General features: G+C 37.9%; 14 protein-coding genes. 12 read left to right on the plus strand and 2 right to left on the minus strand.

The genetic code is table 11. The annotated features are described in order from the left end of the window. Positions 1-364 precede the first annotated feature (364 nt). From NSQ41_RS03270 to NSQ41_RS03285, 4 genes are all read left to right on the plus strand, one after another. A complete protein-coding gene (locus tag NSQ41_RS03270; RefSeq protein ID WP_130156700.1) occupies positions 365-913 on the plus strand; it encodes an SAR2788 family putative toxin in 549 nt (182 codons plus the stop codon). Positions 914-941: 28 nt separating this feature from the next. Beyond that, positions 942-1460, plus strand: a complete 519-nt coding sequence (locus NSQ41_RS03275) for a hypothetical protein (RefSeq protein ID WP_339211003.1) — start codon at positions 942-944, stop codon at positions 1458-1460. Between the two features lie 788 nt (positions 1461-2248). Further along, positions 2249-3148 carry an ABC transporter ATP-binding protein gene (locus NSQ41_RS03280; protein ID WP_144598061.1) on the plus strand — a complete coding sequence of 300 codons (900 nt, stop codon included), beginning with the start codon at positions 2249-2251 and terminating at the stop codon, positions 3146-3148. After that, positions 3141-4394 (plus strand): ABC transporter permease, encoded by a 1254-nt coding sequence (locus NSQ41_RS03285; protein WP_063389255.1) that lies wholly within the window; start codon positions 3141-3143, stop codon positions 4392-4394. Before NSQ41_RS03280 ends, NSQ41_RS03285 begins: the two co-directional genes overlap by 8 nt. A 274-nt stretch (positions 4395-4668) precedes the next feature. On the opposite strand, the gene NSQ41_RS03290 is transcribed toward NSQ41_RS03285, so the two are convergent. Continuing rightward, positions 4669-6294, minus strand: coding sequence for a methyl-accepting chemotaxis protein (locus tag NSQ41_RS03290; protein ID WP_094245152.1), 1626 nt, complete (start codon positions 6292-6294; stop codon positions 4669-4671). Positions 6295-6552: 258 nt separating this feature from the next. Next, complete coding sequence (locus tag NSQ41_RS03295; protein WP_158640191.1) at positions 6553-6723, minus strand: hypothetical protein; 171 nt, start codon at positions 6721-6723, stop codon at positions 6553-6555. Positions 6724-7007: 284 nt separating this feature from the next. Between NSQ41_RS03295 and NSQ41_RS03300 the strand changes: the two genes are divergently transcribed. From NSQ41_RS03300 to NSQ41_RS03335, 8 genes are all read left to right on the plus strand, one after another. Further along, positions 7008-9077, plus strand: coding sequence for a bifunctional aldolase/short-chain dehydrogenase (locus NSQ41_RS03300; protein ID WP_144598060.1), 2070 nt, complete (start codon positions 7008-7010; stop codon positions 9075-9077). Positions 9078-9492: 415 nt separating this feature from the next. After that, the gene (locus tag NSQ41_RS03305; protein WP_066246791.1) at positions 9493-10263 is read left to right on the plus strand and encodes a DeoR/GlpR family DNA-binding transcription regulator; all 771 of its coding nucleotides are present in this window, start codon (positions 9493-9495) and stop codon (positions 10261-10263) included. Between the two features lie 126 nt (positions 10264-10389). Beyond that, positions 10390-10818, plus strand: a complete 429-nt coding sequence (locus NSQ41_RS03310; RefSeq protein ID WP_063389250.1) for an RbsD/FucU family protein — start codon at positions 10390-10392, stop codon at positions 10816-10818. 66 nt (positions 10819-10884) lie between these two features. Continuing rightward, positions 10885-12414 (plus strand): xylulokinase, encoded by a 1530-nt coding sequence (xylB, locus tag NSQ41_RS03315; RefSeq protein ID WP_339211004.1) that lies wholly within the window; start codon positions 10885-10887, stop codon positions 12412-12414. A 35-nt stretch (positions 12415-12449) separates the two neighbouring features. Continuing rightward, positions 12450-13118 (plus strand): transaldolase family protein, encoded by a 669-nt coding sequence (locus tag NSQ41_RS03320; protein WP_066246789.1) that lies wholly within the window; start codon positions 12450-12452, stop codon positions 13116-13118. 60 nt (positions 13119-13178) lie between these two features. Further along, positions 13179-14684, plus strand: a complete 1506-nt coding sequence (locus NSQ41_RS03325; RefSeq protein WP_063389248.1) for a sugar ABC transporter ATP-binding protein — start codon at positions 13179-13181, stop codon at positions 14682-14684. Between the two features lie 67 nt (positions 14685-14751). Beyond that, positions 14752-15750, plus strand: a complete 999-nt coding sequence (locus tag NSQ41_RS03330; RefSeq protein ID WP_063389247.1) for an ABC transporter permease — start codon at positions 14752-14754, stop codon at positions 15748-15750. Positions 15751-15854: 104 nt separating this feature from the next. Further along, positions 15855-16811 (plus strand): ABC transporter substrate-binding protein, encoded by a 957-nt coding sequence (locus NSQ41_RS03335; protein ID WP_066246995.1) that lies wholly within the window; start codon positions 15855-15857, stop codon positions 16809-16811. Positions 16812-16929 lie beyond the last annotated feature (118 nt).

A 16929-nucleotide genomic window follows, 5' to 3' on the forward strand; every position in this document is an offset into this window, starting at 1 on the left:
TTACGATTGGATTTGGGCAGGAACCACCTGTACTTCCATTGTAAAGGATTTTTTTGTTTCGAAATCAATAAAAAATTGAACATTCTTAGTATTTTGAATCATCAGATTTAATTACTGCAATTCTAGTGAATATTCTTCATCTTCTTAGCTTCATGCAATCATCAATTATCCTATGATCAAAAAATTGATTGTAATCAGAATTGGGCTCTATGCTCCATACAGAAGGAATATGCTGATCCTAACTCTTTAACAGACACACCTATAAAAATTGCCATTATTGATAGTGGAATTGATGAAGAAAAGGCTCGTGTCAAAGTATCAAAAAGGTTCAACGAGAAAAATAATCAAATAGATTCATACGGACATGGTACAGCGGTTGCTAGTATCATTAGAGAATGGAGAAATCATTACTCAACATTTTGATGTAGTGTTGCAAGAAATTGACGGCACCGATTTTATTGCAACACTCATTGATCAAGATACTGGAGAATCTTACCAGATCAATACCATTGATGCTCAAGCTTCGGTTCTGCCGGCGGTTATAATCGGAGTAGTTGCAAAACATGGAATCAAGTATGCCATAAAAAAATTTGGAAAAAAACTTATCGTTAAGTCGATAAAAAGCTCTAAAGCCGTTCTTAACACATTTGCAAAGGCAGCCGTTAAAGCAGCAAAAAGTAAAGTTTCCAAATTCAATGTAAGTAATAAGCATTTAAAAAATGCTGGAGGTAATTTTTCTAAATTCAATACTACTGATAAAAGCCAAATACGTAATTGGGTTAAAGAAGGATTAAATTCTAAGAACGCATCTTATTCTTTAAATCCAGAGGAAGAAAAAAAGAATGCGGATTTGTCATTTGTAGTTATAGCGGACCTTGGTAAAGTAATAGGTACAAAAGGTCAGAAAAAATAAAAATTGTAGTAGGGTGGGATGGTGAAATATGGACAGCATATCCAATCAATTAGAGTTTGTCTATCACTTTACAACCGATGAATCTTACATTCCTAAAAAGTGGAAAAAAGATTCTGCTATCGTACTTAGAGTTGATGGAGATTTTGACATAAAAGTAGATGGAATCTCCTATTTCCGAGATGATATCGCATTGTTGGAGTTTTATTTATACCTAGAGAGATGGCTCGCCATTATCGAAAGTGGCAAATATGATATCCCGGAATTTCATTATTATACTCTTGAAATTGACGAAGATGAACCGTTGATTTCAATCATTCCTTTTGACAATAACGATAAGGCTCGACTCACATCTATTTGGAGAAAGGAACCGTTTGATCCTGTATTTAAGATGGATTATATAGTGAACCAATTGACAGAATTACGCGATCAATTAAAAAAAGATATCGAGGCACATTATAACATTTCAGTAGAACCGTTTATTGATAAATTTCCCATTAGAGCTTTAGCTGTCATCGATAAAAAGAGAGGCAAGAAGAAATGGTTTTAGTATTCTGTAAAAAATTAGGGATACAAATCCTTTAGAGTATAGGAACAGTAGAACTGATCAACGGAAACAAAGTGTCGGGCTTTCTTTTGGAAGGCGTATATCGCCAATCGATTCGAGGATATTACAGATTTTGGAGGATGGCGTTCCTATTGCCGAAAAGAAGCCGAATCATAATGGCAAAAGTGGCTGTCAAAGTAGTCGATTTTTTCGGCTTATAGGTGCCCTTTCAATATTCAATGTTTATGTTTTTCGTTTCCAAAAGATTTTGGCTTTCTGGACAACTGCTTTTCCTATGTTTCCCTATCTTGATCATGTCCTTCGGGAATCTTATGAAGGACTTTTTCTATGCACGCCATTTTCATTCTGTCCTTCAAAAGTTATGACGGACATTCAGTATATGCAATTTCCTTTTTTTGGATTCCATCACCTCCATGAAGGACGTTTATAAATTTTATTAGATTATTTTTGTCCTTCACAGTTGTATTTCTTCAAAATCCATCTCAGTTCGGATTCTAAAATCAAATCAGTGAACCTTTAAGTAATAAAAAAAGGTTTCTGCCTTTTTGTTCATCTCAACATTTATTAAATGGAGAGATGCTTCCAAAAGTTTGAACAACTTTTGTGAAGCATCCTCCTGTTTTAATTATGTGGTTTAAATATTTTTAACATAGTTTTCATATCATCATTGTCACTAACGATGTTTCACTTGTGAGTTAGACAGAAATTTAAAACGATACTGAACTTTTTTCTTGTTTGATCCGTATTAAAAGATGAGAGGAGGAAAATACATGACGTTGAAGCTAGAGCAAGTGACGAAAAAATTTGGCGATTTCACCGCTGTGGATAAGCTGTCTTTATCCATTCCGGAAAAAGAAATGTTTGGTTTTTTAGGGGCAAACGGTGCCGGAAAAACGACAACATTTCGCATGATTTTAGGGCTGCTGGCACCAACTGAAGGAACCATTACATGGAATGGAGAAAAAATTGATTATAGCACGAGCCCGTATATCGGATATTTGCCCGAAGAGCGGGGATTGTACCCGAAATTAAAGGTAAAGGATCAGATTGTCTATTTAGCCAGATTAAGAGGGATGAACAAAAAAGATGCGCTGAAGGAGCTGGCAAATTGGCTCGAACGGTTTAAAGTGCCGGAGTACGCTGAAAAAAAAGTCGAAGAGCTGTCGAAAGGAAACCAGCAAAAAATTCAATTTATTGCTGCTGTCATACATAAACCGAAGCTGCTCATCTTGGATGAACCGTTTAGCGGATTGGATCCGGTCAATGTTGAGCAATTGAAAGAGGCTGTCATTGATTTGAAAAATGCCGGTACATCCATTGTGTTTTCCAGCCATCGGATGGAGCACGTTGAGGAATTATGTGAACATTTATGCATATTACATAGGGGAAGCCCTGTAGTTCATGGGTCGCTCAAAGAAATTAAACGTTCCTTTGGCAAAAAAAATCTCGTGATTCATGCGGATTTTGATCTCAATTTCTTGAAGGATTTCCCAGGTGTCGTAAAAGCCAAGACAACAGTTGAAGGGATTCAATTGCAAATTGAAAGAGAAGAGACCGCACAACAATTGTTACAGGAGATTGTCGATAAAGGATTTATTCGCAAATTCCAAATAGAAGAGCCTTCATTACATGATATTTTTATAGAGAAAGTGGGTGCGGCCTATGCATAACTTTTGGACTGTTTTGTTCCACACTTATTTTACCAAACTAAGATCGAAGCAATTTATCATTTCCACGGTTATTACATTGCTTATTATTCTAGTTTTGGGAAACATATCAAAAATTATTGATTTTTTTAATTCTGGTGAAAATCAAGAACGCCTTGCAGTCATTGATCAATCAAATTCTTTATTTGAACCGTTTAAAAAGCAATTAAAAGAAGTTAATCCGGACATTCAATTGCAAAAAACTAATGCTTCCGAAGAAGAGCTGAAAAAGAATGTATTAAATGATGAGATCAAAGGGTATCTCGTTTTATCTTTAAATGATGAAAACCGGCCGATGGCGGTATATAAAGCAGCGTCTCTTGCAGACTCAACCGTTCCAAACGATTTGCAATATGCCCTCCAACAAGTGAGCATGGTATGGACAGCAGGTCAATTGAAATTGACGCAAGAGGAACTGATGAAGCTGAATGCGCCAGTATCTTTTGAAATGGAAGCGTTGAATGCCAACGCAAAAACGGTGGAAGAATTGAATCAAGCGAGAGGTCTCGTATATGTACTTTTATTTGTAATATATTTTGCAGTGATCATGTATGCAAATATGATTGCGATGGAGGTAGCAGTAGAAAAATCTTCTAGAGTGATGGAAATTTTAATTTCCAGTGTTCCTCCTATTACACAAATGTTTGCGAAAATTTTAGGTGTTGCTCTATTGAGTTTAACGCAGCTTGCCTTATGGCTTATTGTCGGCTACGTTTCCATTAAACAGAATTTAGAATCGATGGATGGAGGATTTTTCTCTTTCTTTGGATTCCAAAACACGTCGTTGTCGACCATTCTATATGCAGTCATTTTCTTTATTTTAGGCTATTTATTATATGCGACGATGGCTGCCTTTCTAGGCTCGCTGGTCAGTCGTATAGAAGATGTTCAGCAGTTGATCACTCCGATGATTTTAACGGTTGTGGCGGGCTTTATGCTAGCGATATTTGGTTTGAGCAATCCGGAAGCTTCCTATGTTACGATCACATCATACATTCCGCCGTTTACCCCGATGCTGATGTTTTTGCGGGTTGGAATGCTGGATCTTCCAATTTGGGAGCCGCTTTTAGGAATCGGTTTATTAATAGCATCCATTGCTATATTAGCTGTCTTCGGGGCAAGAGTTTACAAAGGCGGCGTATTGATGTACGGAAAATCCAATGCGCTTAAAGATATTAAAAAAGCTTTGCAGCTATCGAAAAATAAATAAAGAAGACATTACGCAAAATGGTTTTCTTTTGATTTTGAGCAGATAATAATAAACGTAGCAAGCAGCCCGATTCCTATATACTAGGAGTTTGGCTGCTTAATTTTTTGGAAGCTTTGATAATGATGAAAATGAGTCAATTTCTGCGCAGTATTTTTTCTCAACTACCGAAGTTGGGGGATCTCCCTTTTGCATTTTCGATTATTCCTGCAAATATTCGCTTCTTGACGATGTGATTTTTAATAGTAAAGAGAAAATCCCCAGTCAATCAAGACATTTATTGTAATTGAAAGCGGTTTAAAATTTTTTGAAGATGTATGACAGCATCGGAAAGAATAACTGATTCCTTTGCAAGCTCATGGATCCCTTCAATATGTTCCTCCAATGCTGCCGTTGTTTCGTTGACTGTGTTGGTGAAATCATGTGCGATTAAGTTTACATTTTCTATTAAACCTTTTAAATTGTTGCCGTTTTCACGAATGTTTATGACGTTTTCTCGATTATGCTTTAACAGAGAATGAATGTCTGAAAACATTCGCTTAAATGTCTGCATGCTTTCTTTTGTTCCAGATATAGACAAGGAAGCTTGATCAACACTTTCTTCATTTTTTTTGACGGCAGTAACGGCATGAGCTAAATCATTTCTCGTTTCTTCCAACGAAGATAAAATTTTAGCCGCAAAAGAATTTGTATCATCTGCCAGTTTGCTCACTTCTGCAGCTACAATCGCAAAGCCTTTTCCAGATTCACCTGCTCTCGCTGCTTCAATGGAAGCATTTAATGCTAAAAGGTTCGTTTGCTTGGCAATTGCTGTGATCGCAGAAGCCATTTCCATCGCTTGATCCGCTTTTTTGGATACCATTTGGATGAGAGAAGTTGCCTTTTTCGTGTCATTTTCAATATTTAGCATAAGCTGTTCCGTTTTTTCAATCATTTGTTGCCCTTCATCTGCTGAACGCATCGTTGATTGAGCGTATTCAACAACACGTTCAATTTCCGATCCCATATTTGATACACCTTCTATCATCGAATTTGCCAGTTCGCTAACTTTTTTAAACGAATCGGTCTGCTGTTTGGAGCCTTCGCGGAACACTTCCATTGTTGCAGCAACTTCATCAAAAATTTCCGATAAGCGATTCGCTTCTTTTTTTTGATCTTGACTGACCTTCTTGACAGTTTTGACGGCATTGGCAAACTCGCTTAAAATCGACCGGATTCCAAAAATAATTTTATTGATTTCATAACCTATTTGATGAAACTCATTGCGTTTGCCGACAATATCTACTTCGACATGAAGGTTGCCTGATGATACAGTACGAGTGACGTTATACCATTGTCTAAGATTAGAAGTGAACGAGCGGTAAACAAAGAAGCTGTTTACTGCACTGGCGCAAATAGTTACGAAAAATAAAATAATTGCTTGACGAAAAGATAATTGCATAAATAAAGCTGTCATGAGGCAAAGAAAGCTTGGCAAAAACGATAGCATGGCAAAATTCATTTGCAAATACGGGCGATGAATGAGTCTTCCTAACCGGATATTATAACGTTTTCCAGTACTGTCTGTAACGAGCGGACAGCTCGCATCAACAAGAATTTCTCCTGTATCACGGATATACAGCTGCAAAAGCGGTTCTTTTGTTGTAGCGGCTTTTTTGCCGACCTCATCCGAAAATACTCTTCCTTCACGAAGGCGATTGGTATGTAGCGGAGAATATCCTGTTTCATCTACGACCAAAAAATATTCGTCTTGGTCCAGCCTTTCATCGAACGTTTTTCGAATTTTGTCGAGCTGTTCGGTTAGCGGAAGCTGAGGATCTAGCTGTTTCTTAATGATATCGCTTACATGCACGACTTTTTTGAGTGCTTGTTGAGCAGCTTTTTTCTTTATTAAACGGCTCATACTTCTCCCTCCCCTTACTACAAATGTATACCCCATTTACAGAATTTTCAATAATTATTTGCTAAAAATTTAATTTCTAGTAAAAAAGGAACAAATGTTCTGTTTTTTATAGATTCAAAATTTAGTATTTGATATAATGAAAATGCAATAGAACGGTAGACTCAAGGGTGGTTGGCATTTACCCCGTACAGAAAGGGGGTGTGCCGATGACAGTATTCGAAGCGTTAATGTTTGCGATCAGTTTTTCAAGCCTTATAATTACAATGCTGTCAAATCCGCAAAAAAAATAATCCACCCTTGAGTTGATAGCAGTGGTGGATTATTTTTTACCTGCTGCCTGATCCCCTTGAAGGGAACCGTCTGTTGCAGGGCCAAAGGTGTCGCAGCACCTTTGGTCGTCTGGTTGTTGATGCAATTTTTCAACTTCATTATACATTATTCCCCTCGTCTTGTAAAAGAGAGCAACTATATGATCCTGCCTGATTATATTCCCTTCATATTTTGATCCCTTTTTTTTATGTTGATTTACCTTTTATTTTTCCCTTGATTGAAAAATCCCAAAATAATAGACGTGAAATCAACAAGTAAACAATATACATTTCAAACCTTAGCTATAAATAAAATATTCAAAACAAAAATAAAAAAATATATTCAATAATAAACAATCATATGTTATATTTAAAATAAATAAAAACAAAAATGGAGGTCAACAGATGGTCAAAAGTTTGTGGGATTCAGAAAAAGCTAAGAAATTGTCGGAAGGTTTAGAACAGTTAGTCTACCGTTCCAATTTAATCGGAGCTGATCGCGCTGTATGCAACTGGGGCGGAGGCAACACTTCAATGAAAACAATTGAAAGCGATTTCCGCGGCCGTGAAATTGAAGTCATGTGGGTAAAAGGAAGCGGTTCAGATTTAGCGACAATGAAAGCGCACAATTTTACAGGACTTAAATTGGACGATATCCGCCCGCTTATAGAACGAGATGAAATGTCCGACGAAGAAATGGTAGCTTATTTATCTCATTGCATGATTGATCACAAGCATCCACGCCCTTCGATTGAAACTTTGCTGCACGCATTTCTTCCGTTCAAGCATGTTGATCACACGCATCCTGATGCGATTATCAGCATTTGCTGTGCGGACAACGGAAAGCAAATTGCTGAGGAGATTTACGGCAACCGATTTGTTTGGGTGCCTTACGTGCGTCCTGGATTTACGCTTTCCAAAATGATAGCTGAAGGCGTGAAAAACAACCCGAATGCAGAGTTAGTGTTGATGGAAAAACACGGCTTAGTCACATGGGGCGATACTTCAGAGGAATGCTATGCAAAAACGATTTCTATTATTAATGAAGCAGAAAACTATATTAAAGAGCGAATCGATGAAGAAAAAGCATTTGGCGGATTAAAATATAAAGCCCTTTCCAAAGATGAAAGAAAAGAAATCCTAGCGGAAATACTGCCAGTTATTCGTGGTGCTGTAAGCGATGAAAGAAAAATGATTTTAACTTGGGATGACGGAGAGGATGTTCTTCAGTTTGTTAACAGTCGAAACGCAAAAGAACTTTCTCAAATAGGCGCAGCATGCCCTGATCATTTAGTTCACACGAAGCGGGTTCCTTTATACATCGAATGGGATCCGCAAACAGAAAATAAAGAGCAATTAAAGGAAAAAATAAAAGAAGGAGTTTCCAATTATAAAAAAGACTACAAAGCTTATTTTGAGCGGAACAAAAACGAAGGGGACAAAATGTTTGAAGCTGCCCCTAGAGTAATCTTAATTCCTGGTATTGGAATGGTGAATACAGGGAAAAACGAAAAAATGTCAAGGATCAGCGGAGCTCTTTATCATCGCGCCATCGCTGTCATGAAAGGGACAGATGCGATCGGGAAGTTCGTCTCATTAAACGAAAATGAGTCTTATAATGTAGAATATTGGCCGCTTGAGCTCTACAAATTAACGCTTGCTCCGCCAGAAGCAGAATTTTCGCGCAAAGTGGCTTTTGTCACAGGCGGTGCAGGAGGAATTGGCAGTGCGACGTGCCGACGTCTAGCCAGCGAAGGCGCACATGTTGTTATCGCTGATTTAAACATCGAAGGAGCAGAGGAAAAAGCTAAAGAAATTAACGAAAAATATGGCGAAAATCGTGCAATTGCCGTCAAAATGGACGTAACAAAAGAGGAAGAAGTGCAAGCTGCCTTTAAAGAAGCTGCCCTTGCCTTCGGCGGAGTCGATATTATTGTCAACAACGCTGGACTTGCTACATCCAGTCCGTTCGATGAAACAACTTTGCAAGAATGGAATTTAAATATGAACGTTCTTGGTACAGGATACTTTTTAGTAGCTCGCGAAGCGTTTAAACAAATGAAGACGCAAGGTATTGGCGGGAATATGGTATTTGTTGGCTCGAAAAATTCAATTTATGCTGGAAAGAATGCGGCTGCTTACAGTGCTGCAAAGGCGCTTGAAACTCATTTGGCAAGATGTATTGCTGCTGAAGGCGGCCAATACGGAATACGTGTAAACTCCGTTCTTCCGGATGCCGTTCTTCAAGGCTCTGCAATATGGGATTCCAAGTGGCGTGAAGAGCGTGCAAGAGCTTATGGAATTTCACCGGATGAATTAGAAGATTATTATAAAAAACGAACAACATTATTAGTAAATGTGTATCCTGAAGACATTGCAGAGGCGATTGCATTTTTTGCATCTTCTAAAGCTGAAAAAACAACAGGATGCATGATCACAGTTGACGGAGGTGTTCCAGCGGCATTTACTAGATAATCTTTCGACAATACAAAAGAGCAATAGCCTATTGGCCATTGCTCTTCATGAAAATTCTCCACATAACAGTTATCGGTTATTATAACGAATTCGTGAATAAGAAAGATTTAATCATTGCAGCAGGTCATCCCCCTTCAACAACGTACGGAGACTTAACCATCAGGAGGCTTCCGGAAAGCGGAAAAGGGCATAAAAACCTTTTCCGCTTTAAAAGATAATAGATGCGCTGTGAGAAAACTGCTTTGAGCCTGATGCGCTAAAAATATTGGTGACAATGATTTAATGATTCATTTTATAATGTGGTATATTATTTTCTGGCAGCGCTTGAAATCTTTAGGACATATTGGGGTAATGTGGTATATTATTTTCTGATAACTATTGAAAAACTTTTGAACATATTGGGGGGACGTGCAAGGTGCTTGTAGCCGAAAGACATAGGAAAATAGTTGAAATCGTTAACAAAAAATTAAGTGTACGAGTATCGGAGCTTAGCAAAATGTTTTCAGTCACGGAGGAGACGATACGAAGAGATTTAGAAAAGCTGGAAAAGGAAGGGAGGCTTCTGCGCAGCCACGGGGGAGCGGTCAGCATTGAAAGAGACCAGCAGCTCGAATTGTCCTATTTAGAACGTGAAGTCACAAATGCCAAAGAAAAAAAAGCAATCGCTGCAGAAGCAGTTAAGCTCATACAACCAGGAGACCAGATTGTTTTAGATGCAAGTTCGACGGCATGGTATATGGCAAAGGAACTGCCGAATGTACCACTAACAGTTATAACAAATTCCATTAGAGTAGCAATTGAATTAAGTGTCAAAGATCAAATTAAAGTCATGTCAACCGGCGGAATGCTCTCTTCAAAATCATTATCGTATATTGGTCCTCTCGCAGAACGGTCATTGGAAACATACCATGTCAATAAAGCTTTCCTATCCTGTAAAGGTGTGCATCTTGAAGGCGGACTCAGCGATTCGAATGAATGGCAAGCATTAATAAAAAAGCAAATGATGGAGATAGCAGATAAAACCATTTTACTAGTTGACTCCAGCAAGTTTGGCGTTAGGACGTTCGCTTTAATCAATCATATTGAGAAAGTGGACGAAATTATTACAGATTCCAATATCCATCCAGCATATAAAAAAGAGTTTGAGGGAAAAAACACAAAAATCACAATCGTTCCTTTATCGTAAAAGAGGTCAAATTGTTTCAAAATAAAACAAAAAAAACAAAAAATTTTTTATAATAACACTCTTTATTTTTTTTGGTATATTTGATAATATAAAAACAAACAAAAATAAACAAAGGTTGTGTAAGCGTTGTTAAAAGGTATTCCAAAGAATCTTTCTCCTGAGCTGTTAAAAATTTTGATGGAAATGGGCCATGGTGACGAAATTGTCATTGCAGACGGGAATTTTCCGGCAGCAAATTTTGCTCAAAGATTGGTTCGAGCTGACGGACATGGTGTTCCTGAGCTGTTGGATTCTATCTTAGATTTGTTTCCGTTGGATACTTTTGTGGATAAACCGGTGGCTCTCATGCAAGTAGTAAACCAAAATGAAAGCAAACCGGCCATTTGGGACGAATATAAAAAACTTCTGGAGAAAAAATGTTCCGAACCATGGGATATAGAATTTATGGAGAGATTCAGCTTTTATGAAAGAGCCAAAAATGCTTATGCAATTATCGCAACGAGCGAGAGTGCGCTTTATGCCAATATCATTTTAAAAAAAGGTGTCATTTCATAATAGATTTCATTGGGAAACTAGTACATTTTCCGTTCAAGATGGAAGCGATAGGATGGTGGAGACAATATGGTGCAAAAATTTATTCTTGCTCATGATCTTGGGACAAGCGGAAATAAATCCACATTAATATCGCCGGACGGTGAAATCATAGCTCATACTACCTATCAATATTCCACCATTTTTTTGAAGCAGCATTGGGTTGAACAAAATCCGAATGATTGGTGGGATGCCGTGGCAAATGCATCAAAACAACTTATTTCAGAAGCGAAAATTGATCCGAAACAAATTGCATGCATTACGTTCAGCGGCCAGATGATGGGGGCTGTCCCAGTCAATCATAAAGGAGAAGCTGTAAGAAATGCAATTATTTGGGCTGATATGCGTTCGGCGCAAAAAACAGAAGCAATTGCAGAAAAGATAGGAATGAAAGAACATTATGAAATTACTGGAAACAGATTATCCCCATCCTATTCTGCAGCAAAAATTAATTGGATTCAAGAAAATGAACCAGCTGTTCATAAAGAAACATTTAAATATTTACAAGCAAAAGATTATATAATTGCTAAACTAACGGGTAAATTTGCCACCGACTATTCTGATGCAAGCGGCACGAATCTATTAAATATTAAAAAGAAAGAGTGGTCGGAAGAATTAATAAAATTATGGCAAATTGATGATGAAAAATTGCCTGAGATTTTGCCTTCAACAGCGGTTGTTGGTGAAGTTCATTCAAAGGCGGCGGAAGAAACAGGTCTGATGCCTGGTACACCTGTTGTAATGGGCGGTGCAGATGGGTGCTGTGCTGCATTAGGTGCAGGTGCGATTGATGAGGGAGATATTTTTAATTACATTGGCTCTTCTTCCTGGATCTCATTTTCGTCATCTCGTCCAGTTTTTGATCAAGAAATGCGGACATTCAATTTTATCCATTTGGATGAAAATAAATATATTCCCATCGGAACGATGCAAGCAGCAGGGACTTCCTTTCAATGGTTAAGAGACATACTGTTTCAAGACGTTTTGAAAACGGATGCAGCGAAGAATATTTATGAAATGATGAATGAAGAAGCTGAAAGCTCACCAATCGGCTCCAATCAATTGATTTTTCTTCCGTATTTAATGGGGGAGCGGTCTCCTTGGTGGAATCCAAACGCAAAAGGCAGTTTCATAGGATTGACGATCAATCATAAACGATCTGATTTGATTCGTGCTGTTTTGGAAGGGATTTCAATGAATTTAAAACTTATTTTCGATGCTCTGCAAGAAAATTATGATCGGCCATTTCAAGACATATGGCTGTTTGGAGGCGGAGCGAAAAGCAGAATATGGCGGCAAATGCTGGCTGATCTTTTCGGTGTTACCATCCGTATACCGAAAATTTTGGATGAAACGACCTCAATGGGCGCTGCGGTTGCAGGCGGTGTAGGAGTAGGCCTTCTGAAAGATTTGACAGCAGCGAAAGCTTGGTGTGTTGAAGCTGAATCATTTGAACCAGATCAACGCAACCATCAATCTTATCAAACAGCTTTGAAAGCGTTTAAACAAGTTTATAAACAAGTGGAGCCGATTTTTAATCAATGGAACGGGATTGAATAAATGTACAAACAATTGTGCGAGAAAGGGGGAAAATCATGGACATTTATTTAGACACCGCAAATGAACAAGAAATAGAATTTGCTTCAAAATATGGCTTTTTAGCAGGGATTACAACAAATCCAAGCATTATTTCAAGAGAAAATAGAGAGTTTCGGCAAATTATTGTGGATATTTCCTCCAAAATTAATGGAGAAGTCTGGTGCCAGGTAACAGGAGAAACAGCTGAAGAAATGATCCTTGAAGGGAGAGAAATGTCCACATGGGGAAAAGATATTGTCATTAAACTCCCGATGACTGAAGAAGGATTATCCGCAGCTTATCAATTGAAACAGGAAGGCATAAAGGTGAATATGACTCTTATTTATACACTGCCTCAAGTTGTATTAGCTGCCAAAGCAGGGGTGGATTTTATAAGCCCTTACATCGGAAGAATGGATGATCATGCGATTGACGGGCTGCAATTTATTAAAGAGGCAAAAGAAATTATTCATCAAATGCATGCGGAAACGAAAGTTATTGGAGCAAGCATCCGAAATCCGCAGGTTGTCGTTGATCTTGCAAAATCAGGCGCAGATGCTGTAACGATGCCATTTTATATTTTTAAGAAAATGTTTGCGTCAGATCTTACAAATATCGGGTTAAAAGGGTTTTTAAATGATTGGAAGCAGTACCAATCCGCGAAAAAATCTGAAAAATCTTATTAATGTAAAAGTGGAACAAAAATTCAGGACGGATAATGACAGTTACGTAAAGTAGGTGATAGGATGTCAGCTCAATTATTAAGAATGGAAGGGATAAGCAAAAGTTTTCCTGGAGTAAAGGCATTATCAAAAGTTCGACTGGATTTAAATTATGGGGAAGTTCTAGCATTAGTTGGCGAAAATGGTGCTGGAAAATCGACTTTAATGAAAATTTTGTCTGGAGTCTATCAAAAAGATGAAGGTGAAATCTACTTAGAAGGCAACAAAGTTGAAATTCCTAATGCGAAAGCAGCACAGGAAATGGGCATTAGCATTATACACCAAGAACTAAATTTAATGCCTGATTTAACGGTTGCCCAAAACATTTTTATTGGCAGGGAGCCTCGCACCGGATTTAATTTCTTTTTGAAGGAAAAGGAATTGAATGAAAAAACAGCAGAGTTGCTTGAGAAACTCAATATTAATTTAAATCCTAAAGAAACAGTATCAGATTTAACAGTGGCAAAGCAGCAGATGGTGGAGATTGTGAAAGCGTTATCTTACAATGCGAAAATTATCGTGATGGACGAACCAACTGCCGCTTTGACGGAATCTGAAATTAAAACATTATTTGATTTAATTGAAAATTTGAAAAACAAAGGTGTTGGCATCATTTATATTTCACACAGAATGGAAGAATTGAAAGTCATTTCTGACCGAATAACAGTCATGCGCGACGGTCAATACATCGACACGTTATATACGAAAGATACAGATATGAAAAAGGTGATTTCGTTAATGGTAGGCCGTCACATCCAGGATGAATCTCGCCCTACAACGACGGTTTCAAAAGAGGCTGAAACAGTCCTGGAAGTGAAAAACTTATCGACCAAAAACTTTTTAGAAAATATCAGCTTTACTTTGAAAAAAGGAGAAATTTTAGGCTTTGCCGGTTTAATGGGAGCTGGACGCACAGAAGTAGCAAGAGCCATTTTCGGTGCTGACAAAATCGATGAAGGGCAAATTTTTATCAATGGAAAAGAAGTGAAAATCAATAAGCCTGAAGATGCAGTAAAGCACGGAATCGCCTATTTGTCTGAGGACAGAAAGCGATATGGCTTAATGCTTGAAATGGACGTGAATTCGAATATTTTAATTTCTTCACTGAGCAATTATGTGAATTGGCTGACCTTTGTCAATGACTCAAAAGGATATGTAACATCAGAAGAGTATGTAAAGTCGCTGAAAATTAAAACGCCAAGCATCAAACAGCTAGCGAAGAATTTATCGGGAGGAAACCAGCAAAAAATTGTCATTGCCAAATGGCTTGCTAAAAACTGCGACATTTTAATCTTTGATGAACCTACACGCGGAATTGATGTTGGGGCGAAAACTGAAATATATCAGCTGCTAAATGAACTGGCTCAGCAAGGAAAATCCATTATTATGATTTCTTCCGAATTACCGGAAATATTAAGAATGAGCCATCGAATCATCGTCATGTGTGAAGGAAGAATCACCGGAGAGTTGACAAACGAAGAAGCATCTCAAGAAAAGATTATGGATTATGCAACACGAACTAGATCATAAATTGTAAGTTCGATTGAAGTGTCCTTTATGTCAAAAGGATTTGGAATACAAAACGAGGAGGATCAATATGAGTACAGGAACTGCACCTAACACAGAGACAAAAAAGAGTGGAAATCTATTAAAATCCAATGCACTGCAACAAATATTGGCATTTGCTAGTTTAATTGTACTTATTCTGTTTTTTACCATTTCCTCCGATAACTTTTTAAATTGGACTAATATTACTGGGATATTATTATCAACGACAGTTATCGGAATCATGGCGTTAGGAACTACATTTGTTATTATGACTGGAGGAATTGACCTTTCCATTGGTACAGGAATGACGCTATGTGCTGTTATGACAGGGGTATTTATCGTCTTTTGGGATTTGCCAATTATAGTCGGCATTTTAGGCGGAATTCTGACTGGTGCTTTAATGGGATTTATAAGCGGATTCAGTGTTTCAAAATTAAAAATTCCTCCATTTATTGCAACATTGGCGATGATGATGATCGCGAAAGGATTAGCACTTGTTATTTCAGATGCAACTCCAATTTATTTTAGTGATAAACCTAGCTTCAGTGAAATTGCATTAGGTTCAATTATACCAGGATTTAATTTGCCTAACGGTGTCCTAATTTTCATTATTATGGCAATTATTGCAGGAATTTTATTAACGAAATCTATTTTTGGCCGCTTTACAACTTCTATTGGAAGCAATGAAGAAGCGACAAGATTATCCGGTATCAATACGGATAAATGGAAAATCATCATTTACACGGTTGCAGGTGTGTTTACAGGAATAGCAGGAGTTTTAATGGCTTCAAGGCTTAATTCAGCACAGCCTGCTTTGGGAGCCGGGTATGAGTTGGAAGCAATTGCAGCTGTCGTTATCGGAGGGACTTCGTTAAGTGGTGGTAAAGGAACTATTTTAGGAACAGTTATTGGGGCTCTTATTATGAGCGTATTAACAAACGGTTTGAGAATTATGTCAATCCCTCAAGAATGGCAGACAGTTGTTGTTGGATTTGTCATTTTGGTTGCAGTTTATATCGATATTATCCGTCGAGGCAAAAGCAGTTAAATTCCGTTTTTTATCTCTAGTTACAAACTAGAGTTAAAAAATAAAAAAATTATAAGGGGGAAAATTCAGTGAAGAAATGGTTGTTAACTCTATGCGGTATTTTAATGTTGTCGCTCATTTTGTCAGCATGCGGAAGCTCCTCGAAAAACGAGAGCGAAGGAAGCTCTGAATCCGCAGGAGGCGACAGTGGAAAACCCTATATCGCTATTGTCTCTAAAGGATTCCAGCATCAATTCTGGCAAGCTGTTAAAAAAGGTGCTGAACAAGCAGCAAAAGAGTTTGACGTAGAAATTACGTTTGAAGGTCCAGAAAGTGAATCTCAAGTCGACAAACAAATTGAAATGTTAAGAACAGCTATTGATAAAAAGCCGGATGCAATTGGTTTTGCTGCTCTAGACAGCCAAGCATCAATTCCTTTATTAAAAGAAGCGGATGAAAAAGGTATTCCGATTATTGCATTTGACTCAGGGGTTGACAGCGATATTCCTTTGGCAACTGCATCTACAGATAACAAAGCTGCTGCAGCGTTAGCGGCAGACAAAATGGCTGAAAAAATTGGAGGCAAAGGAAAAGTTGCGCTAATTGTTCACGACCAAACAAGTATAACTGGTGTTAACCGCCGAGATGGATTTGTTGAGAGAATAAAAGAAAAATATCCAGATATTGAAATTGTCGACATTCAATATGGCGGCGGTGACCAATTAAAATCTACAGACTTAGCGAAAGCAATCATCCAAGCGCACCCTGACTTAAAAGGGATCTATGGTGCCAACGAAGGTTCAGCTATCGGTGTAATTAATGCAGTAAAAGAAATGAATAAACAAGGCAAAATTGTTGTCATCGGCTTTGACTCTGGTAAACAGCAAATTGAAGCGATTAAAGACGGTACAATGGCAGGAGCCATTACACAAAATCCGGTCGGTATCGGCTATGAAACAGTAAAAGCTGCTGTTCAAGCAATCAATGGCGAGAAAGTAGAAAAGGTTATTGACACAGGATTCTATTGGTATGACAAAACCAATCTTGATAATGAAGAAATTAAATCTGCCATTTACGAATAATAACCTGAAAGCTGGGGATGCATTTTGCAGCCCCAGTTATACAAATACTTGAAGGGGAAAAAGATTAACCAGCTCATAAAAACAGGGTGAAACGAAACTTAAAAATTGTTTTCAAGAT

Origin of the sequence: Aeribacillus sp. FSL K6-8210 (assembly GCF_037963925.1) — a bacterium.
In the GTDB taxonomy this organism is placed as follows: domain Bacteria; phylum Bacillota; class Bacilli; order Bacillales; family Aeribacillaceae; genus Aeribacillus; species Aeribacillus composti.

What these genes read in the sequence shown, in the direction of transcription:
- NSQ41_RS03270 (WP_130156700.1), top strand. Translation starts at nt 365, where the DNA reads ATGGTACAGCGGTTGCTAGTATCATTAGAGAATGGAGAAATCATTACT.
- NSQ41_RS03275 (WP_339211003.1), top strand. Translation starts at nt 942, where the DNA reads ATGGACAGCATATCCAATCAATTAGAGTTTGTCTATCACTTTACAACC.
- NSQ41_RS03280 (WP_144598061.1), top strand. Translation starts at nt 2,249, where the DNA reads ATGACGTTGAAGCTAGAGCAAGTGACGAAAAAATTTGGCGATTTCACC.
- NSQ41_RS03285 (WP_063389255.1), top strand. Translation starts at nt 3,141, where the DNA reads ATGCATAACTTTTGGACTGTTTTGTTCCACACTTATTTTACCAAACTA.
- NSQ41_RS03290 (WP_094245152.1), bottom strand. Translation starts at nt 6,294, where the DNA reads ATGAGCCGTTTAATAAAGAAAAAAGCTGCTCAACAAGCACTCAAAAAA.
- NSQ41_RS03295 (WP_158640191.1), bottom strand. Translation starts at nt 6,723, where the DNA reads ATGAAGTTGAAAAATTGCATCAACAACCAGACGACCAAAGGTGCTGCG.
- NSQ41_RS03300 (WP_144598060.1), top strand. Translation starts at nt 7,008, where the DNA reads ATGGTCAAAAGTTTGTGGGATTCAGAAAAAGCTAAGAAATTGTCGGAA.
- xylB (WP_339211004.1), top strand. Translation starts at nt 10,885, where the DNA reads ATGGTGCAAAAATTTATTCTTGCTCATGATCTTGGGACAAGCGGAAAT.
- NSQ41_RS03320 (WP_066246789.1), top strand. Translation starts at nt 12,450, where the DNA reads ATGGACATTTATTTAGACACCGCAAATGAACAAGAAATAGAATTTGCT.
- NSQ41_RS03325 (WP_063389248.1), top strand. Translation starts at nt 13,179, where the DNA reads ATGTCAGCTCAATTATTAAGAATGGAAGGGATAAGCAAAAGTTTTCCT.
- NSQ41_RS03330 (WP_063389247.1), top strand. Translation starts at nt 14,752, where the DNA reads ATGAGTACAGGAACTGCACCTAACACAGAGACAAAAAAGAGTGGAAAT.
- NSQ41_RS03335 (WP_066246995.1), top strand. Translation starts at nt 15,855, where the DNA reads ATGTTGTCGCTCATTTTGTCAGCATGCGGAAGCTCCTCGAAAAACGAG.